Origin of the sequence: Aquamicrobium sp. (genome assembly GCF_023954335.1) — a bacterium.
In the GTDB taxonomy this organism is placed as follows: domain Bacteria; phylum Pseudomonadota; class Alphaproteobacteria; order Rhizobiales; family Rhizobiaceae; genus Aerobium.
The window spans coordinates 102,968-119,442 of sequence record NZ_JAMLIE010000004.1; the positions used below are offsets into that span (position 1 = coordinate 102,968).

Below are 16,475 nucleotides of genomic sequence, written 5' to 3' on the forward strand. Positions count from 1 at the left end.
GATAGACCGTTTCACCGTTCCCGTGAAACGGTCTTGCGTGGCGAACCATCTTTCGCCGCCCCTTCGCTCCTCTTATAACGGACGCGGTGCAAGCCGACAGGGCAAAACCGGGGAAACGGGAGAAAGACGATGAGCGCGCTGCTGACCATCGAGGACTTAAGACGGCGCGCGCGCCGCCGCGTGCCGAAGATGTTCTTCGACTATGCCGATTCCGGCTCGTGGACGGAGAGCACCTACCGCGCCAACGAGGAGGATTTCCACAAGGTCAAGCTGCGCCAGCGCGTGCTGGTCGACATGACCGACCGCTCGCTCGAATCGACGATGATCGGCGAGACCGTGTCGATGCCGGTGGCGCTCGCCCCGACGGGCCTGACCGGCATGCAGCATGCCGACGGCGAAATCCTCGCCGCGCAGGCGGCCGAGGCGTTCGGCGTGCCCTTCGCCCTGTCGACCATGAGCATCTGCTCGATCGAGGACGTGGCCGAAGCGACGACGAAGCCGTTCTGGTTCCAGCTCTACGTGATGCGCGACCGCGGCTTCATCAACGACCTGATCGACCGGGCCAAGGCCGCCGGCTGCTCGGCGCTGGTGCTGACCGCGGATTTGCAGATCCTCGGCCAGCGCCACAAGGATCTGCGCAACGGGCTGTCCGCCCCGCCGAAATTCACGCCGAAGCACATCTGGCAGATGGCGACGCGGCCGCAATGGTGCCTCGGCATGCTCGGCACCAAAAGGCGCACCTTCCGCAACATCGCCGGCCACGTGAAGGGCGTCACCGACCTCTCCTCGCTCAGCACCTGGACGGCCGAGCAGTTCGACCCGCGCCTGTCATGGGCCGATGTCGAATGGATCAAGGAACGCTGGGGCGGCAAGCTGATCATCAAGGGCATCCTCGACGTGGAGGACGCGAAGATGGCGGCGGCGACCGGGGCCGACGCCATCATCGTCTCCAACCATGGCGGCCGCCAGCTCGACGGCGCGCCGTCCTCGGTCTCGGTGCTGCCGGAGATCGTCGAGGCGGTCGGCGAGCGCATCGAGGTGCATCTCGACGGCGGCATCCGCTCGGGGCAGGATGTCTTGAAGGCGCTGTGCCTCGGCGCGAAGGGCGTCCATATCGGCCGCCCCTTCCTCTACGGCCTCGGCGCGGGCGGCCGCGAGGGCGTCAGGCTGGCGCTCGAGATCATCCGCAGGGAGCTGGACGTGACGCTGGCGCTGTGCGGCAAGCGCGACATCGCGCAGGCCGGGCCGGAGCTGCTCTATGCGCCAAACGACCCGTTCGGGACCGGCCGGCGCTAATCGTCAAGCGAAGGAAAAAGGGTATGCGCGCGGCTCAGCGCGCCTCGGCGACGCCGTAGCCGTCGACCGGGCCGTGACCGCCGGCCGCGTCGGCCGAATACATGGCCGCGCCCCACATGGCGATGCCGGTGAGCATGAACAGCGAAACGAGCGTGGCTTTCACGGGGGTCATCTCTGTTTGGTTTCCGTTCATCTTGCAACGCGGATGGTTACCATCCGGTTTCGTCTGCCCTTCGGTTTGGTGCTGATAATGCTGCGGCGGCGAAAACGCCAGATGCCCGACGCCGGGTTTGCGTGGATTTCATGCTGCGTTGCGCAATTGCAACGCAGGGGGCCTCGCGGCCCGGCCATCGCCCCCGCACTCACCTTGCCGCACCCGCCCATATCGGCTAGGAAACCGGCGCGCCCGAAGGGGGCGCCGACACCATTCACAAGGCGGGCGGAACCATGGCTGACAAGGCGGACAGGATGAAGGCGCGGCTCCCGCGGGGCTTCGTCGACCGCCATGCGGCCGACATCCGCGCCGTCGACGCGATGACGGCGAAGATTCGCGCGGTCTACGAGCTCTATGGCTTCGACCCCGTCGAGCAGCCGATGGTCGAGTACACCGACGCGCTGGGCAAGTTCCTGCCCGACCAGGACCGGCCGAACGAGGGCGTGTTCTCGTTCCAGGACGACGACGAGCAGTGGCTTTCCCTGCGCTACGACCTGACCGCGCCGTTGGCCCGCTTCGTCGCGGAGAATTTCGAGACGCTGGCCAGGCCCTACCGCTCCTACCGCTCGGGCTGGGTTTTCCGCAACGAGAAGCCGGGACCGGGCCGCTTTCGCCAGTTCATGCAGTTCGACGCCGACATCGTCGGTACGCCGGGGGTGGCCGCCGACGCCGAGATGGCGATGATGATGGCCGACACGCTGGAGGCGGTAGGCATCAAGCGCGGCGACTACGTCATCCGCGTCAACAACCGCAAGGTGCTCGACGGCGTGCTGGAGGCGATCGGCCTCGGCGGCGAGGGCAATGCCGGACGGCGCCTCACCGTGCTGCGCGCCATCGACAAGCTCGACAAGTTCGGCCCCGAGGGCGTGCGCCTGCTGCTCGGCAAGGGCCGGCTAGACGAGAGCGGCGACTTCACCAAGGGCGCGGGGCTGGACGAGGCCGGCATCGGGACGGTGCTCAGCTATATCGAGACGGGCGAGGTCGCCGACAATGAGGGCGTCGCGGAGCTGGCGCAGATCCGCGCGTTGGTCGCTGCCGCCGGCTATGACGACGGCCGGGTGAAGATCGACCCCTCCGTGGTGCGCGGCCTCGAATATTACACCGGCCCGGTCTACGAGGCCGAGCTGCTGTTCGAGGTGCCGAACGAGAAGGGCGAGATCGTCCGTTTCGGCTCGGTCGCGGGCGGCGGGCGCTATGACGGGCTCGTCTCGCGCTTCCGCGGCGAGCCGGTGCCGGCGACGGGCTTCTCCATCGGCGTGTCGCGGCTGACCGCGGCGCTGAAGAACCTCGGCAAGCTGGAGGACACGGCAGTCGTCGCGCCGGTCGTCGTCCTCGTCATGGACAAGGACACCGAATCGCTCGGCCGCTACCAGCGCATGGTCTCCGAGTTGCGCGCAGCCGGCATCCGGGCGGAGATGTATCTCGGCGGTGCCGGCATGAAGGCGCAGATGAAATATGCCGACCGCCGCGGCGCGCCTTGCGTCGTCATCCAAGGCGGCGACGAGCGCGAAAAGGGCGAGGTGCAGATCAAGGACCTCGCCCTCGGCGCGAAGCTGTCGGCCGAGATCGAGGACAACGCCACATGGCGCGAGAGCCGGCCGGCGCAGTTCACCGCGCCGGAAAGCGGACTGGTCGAGGCCGTCCGCCGCGTGCTCGACGCGCAGAAGGCGGAAAGAAGCGCCGAGGCATGACCGCCCGCCTGCCCGCCTTCGCAGCCGACATCCTTGCTCTCTTCGAGGAGCGCGGCGCCGGCCTTGCCGAGGTCGCCGTGCTGCAGCCGGCGGAGCCCTTTCTCGACATGGCGGGCGAGGACCTCAGGCGGCGCATCTTCCTGACGGAGAGCGAGACCGGCAGGAGTCTGTGCCTCCGGCCCGAATTCACCATCCCGGTCTGCCTTCGCCATATCGAGACGGCGACCGGCACGCCCAAGCGCTATGCCTATCTCGGCGAGGTGTTCCGCCAGCGCCGCGAGGGCTCGAACGAGTTCTACCAGGCCGGCATCGAGGATCTCGGCGAGCCTGACGTCGCGAAGGCCGATGCGCGCGCGGTGGCCGACGCGCATGCGCTGCTGTCGCGCGTCCTGCCCGGCGTGCCGCTCGCCATCACCCTCGGCGACCAGGCGGTCTTCGAGGCTGTCGTGGCGGCCTGCGGCCTGCCGGGCGGGTGGCAGAAGCGGCTGGCGCGCGCCTTCGGCTCGGCCGGGCAGCTCGCCGCCGCGCTCGACGACCTCGCCAACCCCGCGCAGCGCGCCGCGCCCGACGCGACAATCGCCGCCCTGATCGCGGCGGGCGAGCGCGACCGGCTCGCCGCCCATATCGACGCGATGATGGAGGAAGCCGCGCTTCCCGCCTCGGCCGGGCGCAGCCCGCAGGACATCGCCCAGCGGCTGATCGAGAAGGCCGACCTGCGCAGCGTGCGCCTCTCGGCCGACGCGCTGGCGGCGCTGAAGCGGTTCCTCGCCATTCGCGCGCCGCTGGAGGACGCCGCCGCGGCGCTCGCGGCCTTCGCGAAGGAAACCGGCGTCTCGCTCGGCGATGCGCTCGACATCTTCACCGCCCGCGCAACGGCCATCGCCGGCCACGGCCTGCCGCAAGGCGCGATCGTCTACGACGCCGGCTTCGGCCGGCCGCTCGACTACTATACCGGCCTCGTCTTCGAGATCCGCTCGGGCGGCTCGCTGCCGCTGGTCGGCGGCGGCCGCTACGACCGGCTCCTGACCATGCTGGGCGCGAAGGCGCCGATCCCCGGCGTCGGCTTCTCGGTCTGGCTCGACCGCATCGCGGCATTGAGAGGGCAGGCATGACCGTCACGCTGGCGCTTCCCTCCAAGGGCAGGCTCAAGGAAGAGGCCATCGCCGTGCTGGCGAAGGCCGGCTTCGACGTCGTCATCCCGCAGGACGAGCGCCGCTACCGCGCCCATATAAAGGGCCGCGACGACATCGAGGTCGCGTTCCTCTCGGCCTCGGAAATCTCGCGCGAGCTCGGGCAGGGCACGGTCGACCTCGGCGTCACCGGCGAGGACCTGATCCGCGAGACCATCCCCGACTGGGAGGCGCGGGTGAAGATCGGCGCGCGGCTCGGCTTCGGCCATGCCGACGTCATCGTCGCGGTGCCGGAAGCCTGGCTCGACGTCGACACCATGGCCGACCTCGACGACGTCGCCGCCGATTTCCGCCAGCGCCACGGCCGCAGGCTCAGGATCGCCACCAAATACTGGCGGCTGACGCAGCAGTTCTTCTCCGCCCAGCACGGCATCCAGGTCTATCGCATCGTCGAGAGCCTCGGCGCCACCGAGGGCGCGCCGGCCGCCGGCTCGGCCGACGTCATCGTCGACATCACCTCGACCGGCTCGACGCTGCGCGCCAACCATTTGAAGATCCTCGACGACGGCGTCATCCTGCGATCCGAGGCCTGCCTCGGCGTATCGCTGAAGGCGCGCGAGGCCGCGGACGAGGCGGCGATCGACGAAATCCTCAAGGCCGTAAACGGCGGCTGAAACGAGAAAAGGCCCGGATCGCTCCGGGCCTTCGTCATTTCGGCGGCGGTGTTTTTCAGCCGCGCTTGGCGTCGACCGACAGGCCGCCCGGGCCGGAAACCGACAGCGCGAGGAAGCCGCCGACGAGGGCGATGTTCTTCCAGAACACGCTCGCCTCCTCCGGCGCGGAATGGCCGATGAAGGCGGTGGCGAGGCAGAAGGCGGCGAAGGCGTAGGCCGCCCAGCGGGTCTGGAAGCCGACGACGAGCGCGATGCCGCCGAGAACCTTGAGCGCGATGACCGCCCAGGTGACGAGCATCGGCGCGGGCATGCCGATGGAGCCCATGAAGCCGGCGAACCCGCCCGGGGCCATCAGCATCGGAATGCCGGAAATCAGGAACATCAGCGCCAGCAGGACGCGGGCGACGAGAAGGGTAAGGTCGTTTGCCATGGGGCCTCTCCGTTATGGTCTACCCCAGATAGCCTAAACGAACGGCGCGGCAAGTGCCGCGCCGCGAACTCAGCGTTTCTATTTTGTGAACGACTACAGAAAAGCGTTCACAAAAACTTGAAGTCAGCCCGGCTTCGTCATCAGCTCGGGGCGGACGATGGCGTCGTATTCGGCCTCCGTCACCAGCCCGGTGGCGAGGGCTTCCTCGCGCAGCGTGGTGCCGTTCTTGTGCGCGGTCTTGGCGATCTTGGCCGCGTTGTCGTAGCCGATCTTCGGCGCCAGCGCCGTCACCAGCATCAGCGAGCGCTCGACGCCGGCGCGGATGTTGTCCTCGCGCGGCTCGATGCCGACGACGCAATTGTCGGCGAAGGAATGGGCGGCGTCGGCGATCAGCCGCACCGATTGCAGGAAGTTGTAGGCCATCACCGGATTGAACACGTTGAGCTCGAAATGGCCCTGGCTGCCGGCGAAGGTCAGCGCCGCGTGGTTGCCGAACACCTGCACGCACACCTGCGTCAGCGCCTCGCACTGGGTCGGGTTGACCTTGCCCGGCATGATCGACGAGCCCGGCTCGTTCTCCGGCAGGGAAAGCTCGCCGAGGCCGGCGCGCGGGCCGGAGCCGAGGAAGCGGATGTCGTTGGCGATCTTGAACAGCGAGGCCGCGAGCGTGTTGATCGCGCCGTGGCTGAACACCATCGCGTCATGCGCGGCCAGCGCCTCGAACTTGTTCGGCGCGGTGGTGAAGGCGAGCCCGGTGATGGCAGCAATCTTCTGCGCCACCTTCTCGGCGAAGCCGATGGGGGCGTTGAGGCCCGTGCCGACGGCGGTGCCGCCCTGCGCCAGCTGCATCAGCGCCGGCAGCGTCATCTCGATGCGCTCGATGCCGTTCTTCACTTGGCAAGCGTAGCCGGAGAACTCCTGCCCGAGCGTCAACGGCGTCGCGTCCTGCGTGTGGGTGCGGCCGATCTTGATGATGTGGTCCCAGGCCTTGGCCTTCGCGTCGAGCGCGGCGTAGAGCTTCTTCAGCGCCGGCAGCAGGCGGTTGACGATCTCCTCCGCGCCGGCGACGTGCATCGCGGTCGGGTAGGTGTCGTTGGACGACTGGCTCATATTGACGTGGTCGTTGGGGTGAACCGGCTTCTTCGAGCCCATCTCGCCGCCCAGCATCTCGATGGCGCGGTTGGAGATCACCTCGTTGGCATTCATGTTTGATTGGGTGCCGGAGCCGGTCTGCCAGACGACGAGCGGGAAATGCGTGTCGAGCTTGCCGTCGATCACCTCCTGCGCCGCCTTGATGATGGTCTCGCCGATCTTGGGGTCGAGCCGGCCGAGCTCCATGTTGGCCTCGGCGGCGGCGCGCTTGACGATGCCGAGCGCGCGCACGATGGGCAGAGGCTGCTTTTCCCAGCCGATCCTGAAATTGCCCTTGCTGCGCTCCGCCTGCGCGCCCCAGTAGCGGTCGGCCGCCACCTCAATGGGGCCGAACGTGTCTGTCTCGGTGCGGGTCTTCGTCATCTCGGTCTCCCTGTCATCGCTTCGCGGCTGGCGCGGTCGCGCCTGAATAGGCCCGCCGCGCGCGGCGCACAAGGCGTCTTCAGCGCCTGTCGCGGAAGAACGATTTCAGCAGGGCCGCCGCCCGTCGTTCGGAGAGGCCCGCATAGGTTTCGGGCGCGTGATGGCAGGTCGGCTGGGCATAGAGGCGCACGCCCGAGACCACCGCGCCGCCCTTCTCGTCGACCGCGCCGAAATAGAGCCGGCGGATGCGCGCGAACGAGATCGCCGCCGCGCACATCGGGCAAGGCTCGAGCGTGACGTAAAGGTCGGCGTCCGGGAGCCGTTCGCTCCCCGTCAGCCGGCAGGCCTCGCGGATGGCCAGAACCTCGGCATGGGCGGTGGGATCGTTGAGCTCGCGGGTGCGGTTGCCGGCGCGGGCGAGGATTTCGCCGCCGGCGACCACGATCGCGCCGATCGGCACCTCGCCGCGCCGCGCCGCCGCTTCCGCTTCCGCGAAGGCCGCCTCCATGAAGGGGGATGGTTTCATGCGTCCGCCGCCGATGACATTTCACTCGCAAGGCCATAAAGGCTCTGATAGTTACCCGCGCTGAAAGGCGAGCGCCATATGAACGACGACAGAAAAAAGCCTGCCCGCGGGGGCGGTAATGGCCGCGGCGGCGCTGGCGACGGCGGCAAGCCGCGCTTCGCAAAGCCCGGCGGCGACAAGCCGCGCACAGGCCCACGCACAGGCAAGCCCGGCGCGGGCAAGTGGAAGCCCCGCGAACAGACCGAGGCCGCGGGCGAGGAGCGCCGCCCGCGCAAGCCCTATGCGCCGCGCGATGGCGACGGGCCGAAATTCGACAAGCCGCGTGGCGACAAGCCCCGTTTCGACGGTCCCCGCCAGCCGCGCGAGGATGGCGGCGAGGCGAAAAAGACCTTCCAGCGTCAGGACGGCATGAAGCGCGCCTCCGCCAAGACCGCGGACGGCAGGCCGATGAAGCCGCGCCCCGGCAAGTGGGTGCGCCGCGAGGCGGCGGCGGAAGCCGGAGACGGCGAGCGCCGTGCGCGAAAACCCTATGCCCCGCGCGACGGCGACAAGCCCGCCTATGACAAGCCGCGCTTCGCCAAGCCCGGCGACAAGCCTCGTTTCGACGGCCCACGCAAGCCGCGTGACGGCGAGGCGAAACCCTTCCGCCGGCAGGACGGCGAGAAGCGCGCTTTCGTCAAGCGCGACGACAAGGACGCCGCCCCCCGCCTCGGCCGGCGCGAGCGCGAGGACGCGCAAGGGGCGGAGCAGGAAGAAGGCGGCGAGGAGCGCATCGCCCGCCGGCTGGCGCGCGCCGGCGTCGCCTCGCGCCGCGACGCCGAGGAGATGATCGCCGCCGGGCGCGTCACGCTGAACGGCAAGGTGCTCGACACGCCGGCCGTCAATGTCGGCGCGCGCGACCGCATCGAGATCGACGGCAAGCCAATCCCCGACATCGAGCGTACGCGGCTGTTCCTGTTCCACAAGCCGGCCGGCGTGGTGACGACCAGCCGCGACCCCGAAGGCCGGCGCACCGTGTTCGACGTGCTGCCCAAGGGCCTGCCACGGCTGATGACCGTCGGCCGCCTCGACATCAACACCCAAGGGCTGCTGCTCCTGACCAACGACGGCGGCCTGTCGCGCGTGCTGGAATTGCCGGCGACCGGCTGGCTGCGCCGCTACCGCGTGCGCGTCCACGGCAAGGTCGAGCCGGGGGCGCTCGAAGGACTGAAGGAAGGCATCGCCGTCGACGGCGTGTTCTACGGCGCGGTCGAGGCGACGCTCGACCGCGAGCAGGGCTCCAACGCCTGGCTGACCATCGGCCTGCGCGAGGGCAAGAACCGGGAAGTGAAGAACATCCTCGGCGCGCTCGGGCTCGACGTGACGCGGCTGATCCGCGTCTCCTACGGGCCGTTCCAGCTCGGCGACCTGCCCGAGGGCGAGCTGCGCGAACTGAAGGGCAAGTATCTGCGCGACCAGCTCGGCGAGCGGCTGATCGAGGAATCGGGCGCGAATTTCGACGCCCCGATCCTCAATGCCTTTTCCAGCAAGGACGAGGCGGCAGGCCCCGCACGCAAGGACAAGCCGCGGCCCCACCGTGGCGAGGACGCCCGCGAGGCACGGCGCGAGGACGCGCTCGGCCGGCTCGATACCCGCAAGCCCGCATTCGGAAAGCCGGGCGGCAAACCCGGCGGCAAACGGGATGACCGCGACGGGCGTCCCGCGCCGAAGGGCCGCTTCGGCAAGCCGGACTTCCGCGAGGACCGCAAGGAGGAGCGGCCGCGCTCCCGCACCGCCAATGTGTGGATGGCCCCGGGCGCCAAGCCGATGGGCGAGAAGAAGAAGGCCGCCCTCGCCGAGCGCACAGAAGGCCGCCGCTATGCCGGCAAGCCGCGCCCCGAGGGCAGGCCCGGCGCGAAGGCGGGCGACAAGCCGCGCTTCGGGAGCAAACCGGGGGGGGGCAAGCCCGGTGGAAGCAAGCCCGGCGGCAGGCCCGGGGGCCGTGGCGGCCCGCGCAAGCCGCGCGGCGAGGATTGATGCGCATCGTCGGCGGGAGCCTGCGCGGCCGGCCGCTGGCGGCGCCGCGCTCGGATTCGATCCGTCCGACCAGCGACCGCACCCGCGAGGCGGTGTTCAACGTCATCGCCCACACATGGCCGGAACGGCTGGACGGCGCGCGCGTCCTCGACCTTTTCTCCGGCACCGGCGCGCTCGGTCTTGAGGCGCTGTCGCGCGGCGCGGCGCAGTGCCTGTTCATCGAGGAGTCGGCCGAGGGGCGCGGCCTGATCCGCACCAATATCGAGGAATTCGGCCTTCAGGGCCGCGCGAAAATCTTCCGCCGCGATGCGGCGCGGCTCGGCGAGGTCGGCACCATCGCCCCCTTCGATCTCGTCTTCGCCGACCCGCCCTACGGCAAGGGGCTGGCCGAGCGCGCGCTGCAATCGGCGCTGGCCGGCGGCTGGCTGACGGCGGACGCGCTCGTCATCGTCGAGGAAGCTGCGGCCTCCCCCTTCCAGCCGGTCGAGGGGCTGGCGCTCATCGAACGGCGCGAATGGGGCGACACGAGCGTGACATTCAGCGCCCGTACCTGAATTCGGCCACTGTTGCGAGGGACAGAATCGCCGCGGCCGTTCGCGCGGATACGCATGACTGGCCAGCGCCTTGCGCGCGGGGGTTTGTCAGCGCCTTATGCGCGGTGGTTTGCTTGCGCGGCATCAGGCGCTATCTGTGCGGGCCAGGGAAGAAGGATGTGCTCATGGATGTGATTCGCTCTCAAGGACCGGCAGCCGCCCTGCGCGCCGCGCTCGCCGCCGGCCTCATCGCCCTGACGCCGGTCGGCGCCGTCGCCGAGGGCGCGCCGCTGATCGAGAATTTCGCCCTCGACAACGGGCTCGAGGTCGTCGTCATTCCCGACCACCGCGCCCCGGTCGTCACCCACATGCTGTGGTACAAGGTCGGCTCGGCCGACGAGGACCCCGGCAAGTCGGGCATCGCCCATTTCTTCGAGCACCTGATGTTCAAGGGCACGGCCGAATACGGGCCGGGCGTGTTCTCGGCCCGCATCGCCGATGTCGGCGGCCGCGAGAACGCCTTCACCTCCTATGATTACACCGCCTACTACCAGCAGGTCGCGCCCGACATGCTGCCCGAGATGATGGCGATGGAAGCCGACCGGATGACCAACCTCGTCCTGACCGACGACGTGATCGGGCCCGAGCGCGACGTGGTCATCGAGGAGCGCAACTCGCGGGTGGAGAACGACCCGCGCTCGCTGCTCTCGGAGGAGGTGAGCGCGACGCTCTACCAGAATCATCCCTACCGCATCCCGGTCATCGGCTGGATGCACGAGATCGAGAAGCTGAACCGCGAGGACGCCATCGATTTCTACCGCCGCTACTACGCGCCCAACAACGCCATCCTGGTGGTGGCGGGCGACGTCGACGCCGCGACCGTTCGCAGGCTGGCGCAGGACACCTACGGCAAGATCGCGCGCGGGCCGGACCTGCCGCCGCGCCTGCGCCCGACCGAGCCGGAGCAGAACACCCGCCGCACCGTGACGCTCAGCGACGAGCGCGTCGGCGTGCCGAGCTATTCCGAGCGATGGCTGGTCCCCTCCTACACCACGGCGGAAGAGGGTCAGGCCGAGGCGCTCGACATCCTGTCCGAGGTGCTCGGCGGCGGCGTGCGCTCACGCCTCTATCAGGAGCTGGTGGTCAGGCAGGGCATCGCCTCGTCGGCGATGGCCTACTACCAGGGCACCTCCCTCGACGACACGATGTTCATGGTGCTCGGCTCGCCGCGCGGCGAGGCGACCCTTGAGGACGTCGAGAAGGCCATCGACGCCGAGATCGCGAAGATCGTCGCCGACGGCGTCACCGAGGAGGAAGTGGAGAAGGCCAAGATGCGCTTCGTCCGCTCGATGATCTTCGCCCGCGACGAGCAGGACGGCATGGCGCGCATCTATGGCTCGACGCTGGCGACCGGCGGAACGGTCGAGGACATCACCAGTTGGCCCGATCGCATCCGCGCCGTCACGGCCGAGGACGTCAAGGACGCAGCCGCGCACTGGCTCGACGAGCGCCGCGCCGTCGCCGCCTATCTCTTGCCCAAGGAGTGAGACCGACCATGAGAAACGTGGAAAAGGCCAATCGCTTCGCCGCCCATCGCTTCACGGGCGCGCTGACGGTCCTCCTGCTCGCCGTCGTCTTCCTCACCTTCCCGGCGCTGGCGCCCGCCCGCGCCGAGGTCGATATACAGGAAGTGAAATCCCCCGGCGGCATCACCGCATGGCTGGTCGAGGACTACACCGTCCCCATCGTCACCGTGAACTTCGCCTTCAAGGGCGGCAGCGTGCAGGACCCGGCCGGCAAGGACGGGCTCTCCAACCTGATGGCGGGCCTGTTCGACGAGGGCGCCGGCGACCTCGACGCCGACGCCTTCCAGGAACGGCTCGACGATGTCGGCGCGGAGATGAGCTTCGACGCGCGGCGCGACGCGGTCTACGGCACGATGCGCATGCTGGCCGAGGAACGCGAGTCCGCGTTCGAGCTGCTGCGGCTTGCGGTCAACCAGCCGCGCTTCGATGCCGAGCCGGTCGAGCGCATCCGCGCCCAGATCCTCACCGGCATCCAGCGCGACATGCGTGACCCCAACGCGCTCGGCCGCGAGGAGTTCGCGCGCGCGCTCTATGGTGACCACCCCTATGCCCGCCGCGCCGAGGGCACGGTCGAAACGCTCGCCACCATCACTGCCGACGATCTTCATGCGCTGCATGGCCGCACCTTCGCCCGCTCCGGCCTCAACGTCGCCGTGGTCGGCGCCATCGACGCCGAGACGCTGAAGGCAGAGCTTGACCGGGTGTTCGGCGGCCTGCCGGCCGAGCAGGGCCTCGAGTCGGTCGGCAAGGCGCAGATCAGGTTCGACCAGCGGGTCAACTACGTCTACGCCCTGCCGCAGGCGTCGCTCCAGCTCGTCTATCCCGGCGTCGAGCGCGAGGACCCGACCTTCTTCGCCGCCTTCCTGATGAACCATGTGCTCGGCGGCGGCACCTTCTCCTCGCGCCTGTTCGACGAGGTGCGCGAGAAGCGCGGGCTCGCCTACGGCGTCGGCTCGTCGCTCATCACCAGCGACCTTGCCGACATGCTTATGATCGGCACGTCGACGCGCGCCGACCGGGCGCAGGAAGCCCTCGGCGTCATCCGCGACGTGATCAGGGACGTCGCCGAGAACGGCGTCACCGAGCAGGAGCTCGCCAAGGCCAAGACGTATCTGGTCGGCGCCTACCCGATCAACAACCTCGATTCGTCGACCGCGGTCGCCCGCACCCTGCTCGAACTGCAGAAGGACGGGCGCGGCATCGACTATATCGAGCGCCGCGTCGAGCTGATCGAGGCGGTCACGCTCGACGAGGTCAGGGAAGCCGCCGCGAAGCTGCTGACGGCGGAGCCGGCCGTGCTGGTGATCGGCCCGGAGGCGAATAACGGCGACGGCGGCTGAGGCGAGAAGCCCGATGGGCGAGGCCATGCCGGAAACGATACCGGGAACGGACCATGCCCCGCCGCCCGGCCCGACCTTCGCCGTCGCCTTCGGCGGCGGTGGCGCGCGCGGGCTGGCGCATATCCACGTCATCCGCGCGCTCGACGAGCTGGGCATCCGCCCCGTCGCCATCGCCGGCTCGTCCATCGGCGCGATGATGGGCGCGGCCATGGCAGCCGGCATGCGCGGCAGCGACATCGAGGACCACGCCCGCGCCGTGCTGTCCAACCGCGGCGAGGCGATGACCCGCATGTGGCGCAGCCTGCCGCGCAGCGTCGGCGAGCTGGTGGCCGGCGGCATCCGCCTCGGCCAGTTCGACATCGGGCGCATCCTGCGTGCCTTCATGCCCGAGCCCGTTCCCCAGCGCATCGAGGACATGGAAATCCCGCTCCAGGTCACGGCAACCGATTTCTACGGCCATGACGAGCATGTGTTCGCCGAGGGCGATCTGTTCACAGCGCTCGCCGCCTCGGCGGCGCTGCCGGCGATCTTCCGCCCGGTGAGCCACGAGGGACGCCTGCTGATCGACGGCGGCATCACCAACCCGGTGCCGTTCGACCTGCTGCACGGCAAGGCCGACATCGTCATCGGCGTCGATGTCGTCGGCGGGCCGATGGGCGACGCACGCGGCCGCCCCTCCTCGCTCGATCTCCTGATGGGCGCGAGCCAGATCATGATGGAGGCGATCGTCGAATTGAAGCTGCGCCAGACCCAGCCGCACATCCTGCTGCGCCCGCCGGTCGCGCATTTCGGCGTCCTCGACTTCCTCAAGGTCGAGCGCGTGCTCGGCGAGACGAGCCCGATCCGCGACGAGCTGAAGCGCGAGATCGACAGGGCGAGCGAGCGCCACCTGCGCCGGCTGTGACGGGATCGCGCAATATTACACGCCTTCAGGCGCCGTGACCGAACATTGCCACAATCGTCCCCGATCAATGGACGGGTACGGGAGGTGATGGTCATGAAACGTGAAATTTCCGAAGCGGCGCTTCCCGGGCGGACGGTCGACCTGTGGACCCCGTGGGGCATCCTGCGCCTGACCGACCCGGACGACGCGGCGAGGCCGGAGCGCAAGCCGCGTCCCCGCCTCTGGATGCGCCCCGCCGGCGAAAGGCCGGTCCACGAGCGGCCCACCCGCGAACGGGACATCGAGACGCGCGCCTGACAGCCGCCTGACCGGCATCACGCCCGGCATCACGCATTGCATCAGGGCCGCGGGAACCATAGATGGGAGGCGAAGCCGCAAGGCGCACCGCCAAGCCCCGTGAAGGAACCCGCCGTCCCATGAGCCAGCCCATCGATTCCGCGAGCCTCGTCGATCTCGTCGCGCGGCTGGTCGAGACAGCGCGCCGGGCGGGCGCCGACGCTGCCGACGCGGTCGCCGTGCGCTCCCGCTCGACCGGCGTTTCCGTCAGGCTCGGCAAGGTGGAGAACACCAGCGCGGCGGAAAGCGACGACATCGCGCTGCGCGTCTTCTCGGGCCGCCGCGTCGCCAGCGTCTCGGCCAACGCCCTTTCCGACATCGACGCGCTGGCCGAGCGCGCGGTGGCGATGGCCAGGGTCTCGCCCGAGGACCCCTACCAGCGGCTCGCCGACCCGGCGCTGCTGGCGCGCGAGCCGGCCGATCTCGACCTCTTCGACGCCACGGAGATCTCGCCCGAGCGCCTGCGCGAGGACGCGCTGACGATGGAGGCGGCGGCGCTCGCGGTTCCCGGCGTCACCAACTCGGCCGGCGCCGGCGCGTCGGCCGGCATGGGCGGGCTGGTGCTCGCTACCTCCGACGGCTTCGTCGGGCAGTACATGGCGACGCGGTTCTCCCGCTCCGCCAGCGCGCTGGCCGGCGCGGGAACCGCTATGGAACGCGACCACGACTTCTCCTCGCGCCTGCATTTCTCCGAGCTCGATCCGGCCGACGGGATCGGCCGCAAGGCCGGCGAGCGTGCAGTCAGGCGGCTGAACCCGCGCAAGGCGAAGACAGGCCCGGTCACCGTGGTGTTCGACCCGCGTGTCGCGCGCGGCATCGCCGGCCATCTTGCCGGCGCGATCAACGGCGCGTCCGTCGCCCGTAAGACGAGCTTCCTGCGCGACTACATGGGCCGGCAGGTCGCGTCCGCCGGCATCACCGTCACCGACGAGCCGCTGAAGGTGCGCGGCCAGTCCTCGCGCCCGTTCGACGGCGAGGGCGTGGCCGGGGAGCGCCTCGTCATGATCGAGGACGGCGCGCTCGCCCACTGGTTCCTCTCGACCTCGGTCGCCGGCGAGCTCGGGCTCCGCACCAACGGCCGCGGCGTGCGCGCCGCCTCCTCGGTGGTGCCGTCCTCGACCAACCTCGCCATCGAGCCCGGCGCGCGGAGCCCGCGCGACATGATCGGCGCGCTGAAATCCGGCTTCTACGTCACCGAGGTCTTCGGCCAGGGCGTCGACATGGTGACGGGCGACTATTCGCGCGGCGCGTCCGGCTTCTGGATCGAGAACGGAGAGCTTGCCTACCCCGTCTCGGAGGTGACGATCGCCGGGAACCTGAAGGACATGTTCATGGCCATGGTGCCGGCCGACGATCTCGACCGCAATTTCGGCACGGCCGCGCCGACGCTCCTGATCGAGGGGATGACCCTTGCCGGCGAATGACACGATGAACGACGCGCTCGCCGCCGACCTTTCGCTGATTCGCGACGCCGCCCGCGAGGCCGGCGAGATCGCCATGCGCCATTTCCGCAACGATCCCGACGTGTGGATGAAGGAAGGCGCCTCCCCTGTCAGCGCCGCCGACATCGCCGTCGATACCTTCCTGCGCCGGACCTTGTCCGCCGCCCGGCCCGACTATGGCTGGCTCTCGGAGGAGACCGTCGACACCCCCGAGCGGCTTGGCGCGCGCCGGACCTTCGTCGTCGATCCGATCGACGGCACCCGCGCCTTCATCCAGGGGCGGCGCACCTGGTGCGTGTCGATCGCCGTCGTCGAGGCGGGCGCGCCGCTCGCCGGCGTGCTCGAATGCCCGGCCAAGGGCGAGTTCTACGAGGCGCAGGGCGACGGCCCGGCGCTGCTCAACGGCGCGCCGATAGCGGTCGCGCCCACCCATGCCGACCCGCGCGTCGCCGGGCCGAAGGCGATGCTGCAACAGGCCCCGTCCTGGATGCGCGGCGGGCCTGAGATTCCTTACATCCCCTCCCTCGCCTACCGCATCGCCATGGTCGCCAGCGGTGCGCTCGACGCCACCTTCGTCAAGCCGAACTCGCACGACTGGGACCTCGCCGCCGCCGACCTTATCCTGCGTCGCGCCGGCGGCGGGCTGGTCGAGCGCGACGGCGCGGCGCCCGCCTATGCCGGCGCGAACCCGCGTCACGGCGCGCTGGCAGCAGGCAGCGGCAGGCTGCTGACCGAGATGAGAACCGTGATCGCCGGCCTCGACGGCGATCACGGCGGCAGGACCGAGGCCGGCGGCGGGGAAACCGCATCACGCCACGGTTTCAAAACGTAACGAATTCCTC

General features: G+C 69.7%; 16 protein-coding genes. 12 read left to right on the top strand and 4 right to left on the bottom strand.

Annotated elements, in window-relative coordinates; translation table 11 throughout:
• Positions 1-129: 129 nt before the first annotated feature.
• Positions 130-1,296 carry an L-lactate dehydrogenase gene (locus tag M9945_RS20120; protein ID WP_367945947.1) on the top strand — a complete coding sequence of 389 codons (1,167 nt, stop codon included), beginning with the start codon at positions 130-132 and terminating at the stop codon, positions 1,294-1,296.
• Positions 1,297-1,330: 34 nt separating this feature from the next.
• On the opposite strand, the gene M9945_RS20125 is transcribed toward M9945_RS20120, so the two are convergent.
• The gene (locus M9945_RS20125) at positions 1,331-1,468 is read right to left on the bottom strand and encodes a hypothetical protein (protein ID WP_367928744.1); all 138 of its coding nucleotides are present in this window, start codon (positions 1,466-1,468) and stop codon (positions 1,331-1,333) included.
• A 275-nt stretch (positions 1,469-1,743) separates the two neighbouring features.
• Between M9945_RS20125 and hisS the strand changes: the two genes are divergently transcribed.
• From hisS to hisG, 3 genes are read left to right on the top strand one after another with little or no spacing between them, the layout of a single operon-like run.
• Positions 1,744-3,201: a histidine--tRNA ligase gene (hisS, locus tag M9945_RS20130; RefSeq protein WP_367945948.1), complete on the top strand. Its 1,458-nt coding sequence runs from the start codon at positions 1,744-1,746 to the stop codon at positions 3,199-3,201.
• A complete protein-coding gene (locus M9945_RS20135; protein WP_367945949.1) occupies positions 3,198-4,313 on the top strand; it encodes an ATP phosphoribosyltransferase regulatory subunit in 1,116 nt (371 codons plus the stop codon). The genes hisS and M9945_RS20135 overlap by 4 nt, the downstream gene beginning before the upstream one ends.
• Complete coding sequence (gene hisG, locus M9945_RS20140) at positions 4,310-5,005, top strand: ATP phosphoribosyltransferase (RefSeq protein WP_367945950.1); 696 nt, start codon at positions 4,310-4,312, stop codon at positions 5,003-5,005. Before M9945_RS20135 ends, hisG begins: the two co-directional genes overlap by 4 nt.
• A 55-nt stretch (positions 5,006-5,060) precedes the next feature.
• On the opposite strand, the gene M9945_RS20145 is transcribed toward hisG, so the two are convergent.
• From M9945_RS20145 to M9945_RS20155, 3 genes are all read right to left on the bottom strand, one after another.
• Positions 5,061-5,435 (bottom strand): DoxX family protein, encoded by a 375-nt coding sequence (locus M9945_RS20145; RefSeq protein ID WP_367945951.1) that lies wholly within the window; start codon positions 5,433-5,435, stop codon positions 5,061-5,063.
• A 123-nt stretch (positions 5,436-5,558) separates the two neighbouring features.
• Positions 5,559-6,950, bottom strand: coding sequence for a class II fumarate hydratase (gene fumC / locus M9945_RS20150; RefSeq protein WP_367945952.1), 1,392 nt, complete (start codon positions 6,948-6,950; stop codon positions 5,559-5,561).
• 79 nt (positions 6,951-7,029) lie between these two features.
• The gene (locus M9945_RS20155) at positions 7,030-7,476 is read right to left on the bottom strand and encodes a nucleoside deaminase (protein WP_367945953.1); all 447 of its coding nucleotides are present in this window, start codon (positions 7,474-7,476) and stop codon (positions 7,030-7,032) included.
• Between the two features lie 78 nt (positions 7,477-7,554).
• Between M9945_RS20155 and M9945_RS20160 the strand changes: the two genes are divergently transcribed.
• The 8 genes from M9945_RS20160 to M9945_RS20195 all read left to right on the top strand — a co-directional run bounded on the left by M9945_RS20160 (position 7,555) and on the right by M9945_RS20195 (position 16,465).
• Positions 7,555-9,492 carry a pseudouridine synthase gene (locus tag M9945_RS20160; protein WP_367945954.1) on the top strand — a complete coding sequence of 646 codons (1,938 nt, stop codon included), beginning with the start codon at positions 7,555-7,557 and terminating at the stop codon, positions 9,490-9,492.
• A complete protein-coding gene (gene rsmD, locus M9945_RS20165; RefSeq protein ID WP_367945955.1) occupies positions 9,492-10,046 on the top strand; it encodes a 16S rRNA (guanine(966)-N(2))-methyltransferase RsmD in 555 nt (184 codons plus the stop codon). The genes M9945_RS20160 and rsmD overlap by 1 nt, the downstream gene beginning before the upstream one ends.
• A gap of 164 nt (positions 10,047-10,210) precedes the next feature.
• Positions 10,211-11,572 (top strand): M16 family metallopeptidase, encoded by a 1,362-nt coding sequence (locus M9945_RS20170; protein WP_367945956.1) that lies wholly within the window; start codon positions 10,211-10,213, stop codon positions 11,570-11,572.
• Between the two features lie 8 nt (positions 11,573-11,580).
• The gene (locus M9945_RS20175; protein ID WP_367945957.1) at positions 11,581-12,951 is read left to right on the top strand and encodes a M16 family metallopeptidase; all 1,371 of its coding nucleotides are present in this window, start codon (positions 11,581-11,583) and stop codon (positions 12,949-12,951) included.
• Positions 12,952-12,964: 13 nt separating this feature from the next.
• Entirely contained in the window at positions 12,965-13,855 is an 891-nt protein-coding gene (locus tag M9945_RS20180; RefSeq protein WP_367945958.1) for a patatin-like phospholipase family protein, read from the top strand.
• 93 nt (positions 13,856-13,948) lie between these two features.
• On the top strand, positions 13,949-14,152 hold the full coding sequence (locus M9945_RS20185; RefSeq protein ID WP_367928732.1) for a hypothetical protein: 204 nt from the start codon (positions 13,949-13,951) through the stop codon (positions 14,150-14,152).
• Positions 14,153-14,271: 119 nt separating this feature from the next.
• The gene (locus tag M9945_RS20190; protein WP_367945959.1) at positions 14,272-15,615 is read left to right on the top strand and encodes a TldD/PmbA family protein; all 1,344 of its coding nucleotides are present in this window, start codon (positions 14,272-14,274) and stop codon (positions 15,613-15,615) included.
• A 4-nt stretch (positions 15,616-15,619) separates the two neighbouring features.
• Complete coding sequence (locus M9945_RS20195) at positions 15,620-16,465, top strand: 3'(2'),5'-bisphosphate nucleotidase CysQ (protein WP_367946027.1); 846 nt, start codon at positions 15,620-15,622, stop codon at positions 16,463-16,465.
• Positions 16,466-16,475: the final 10 nt, after the last annotated feature.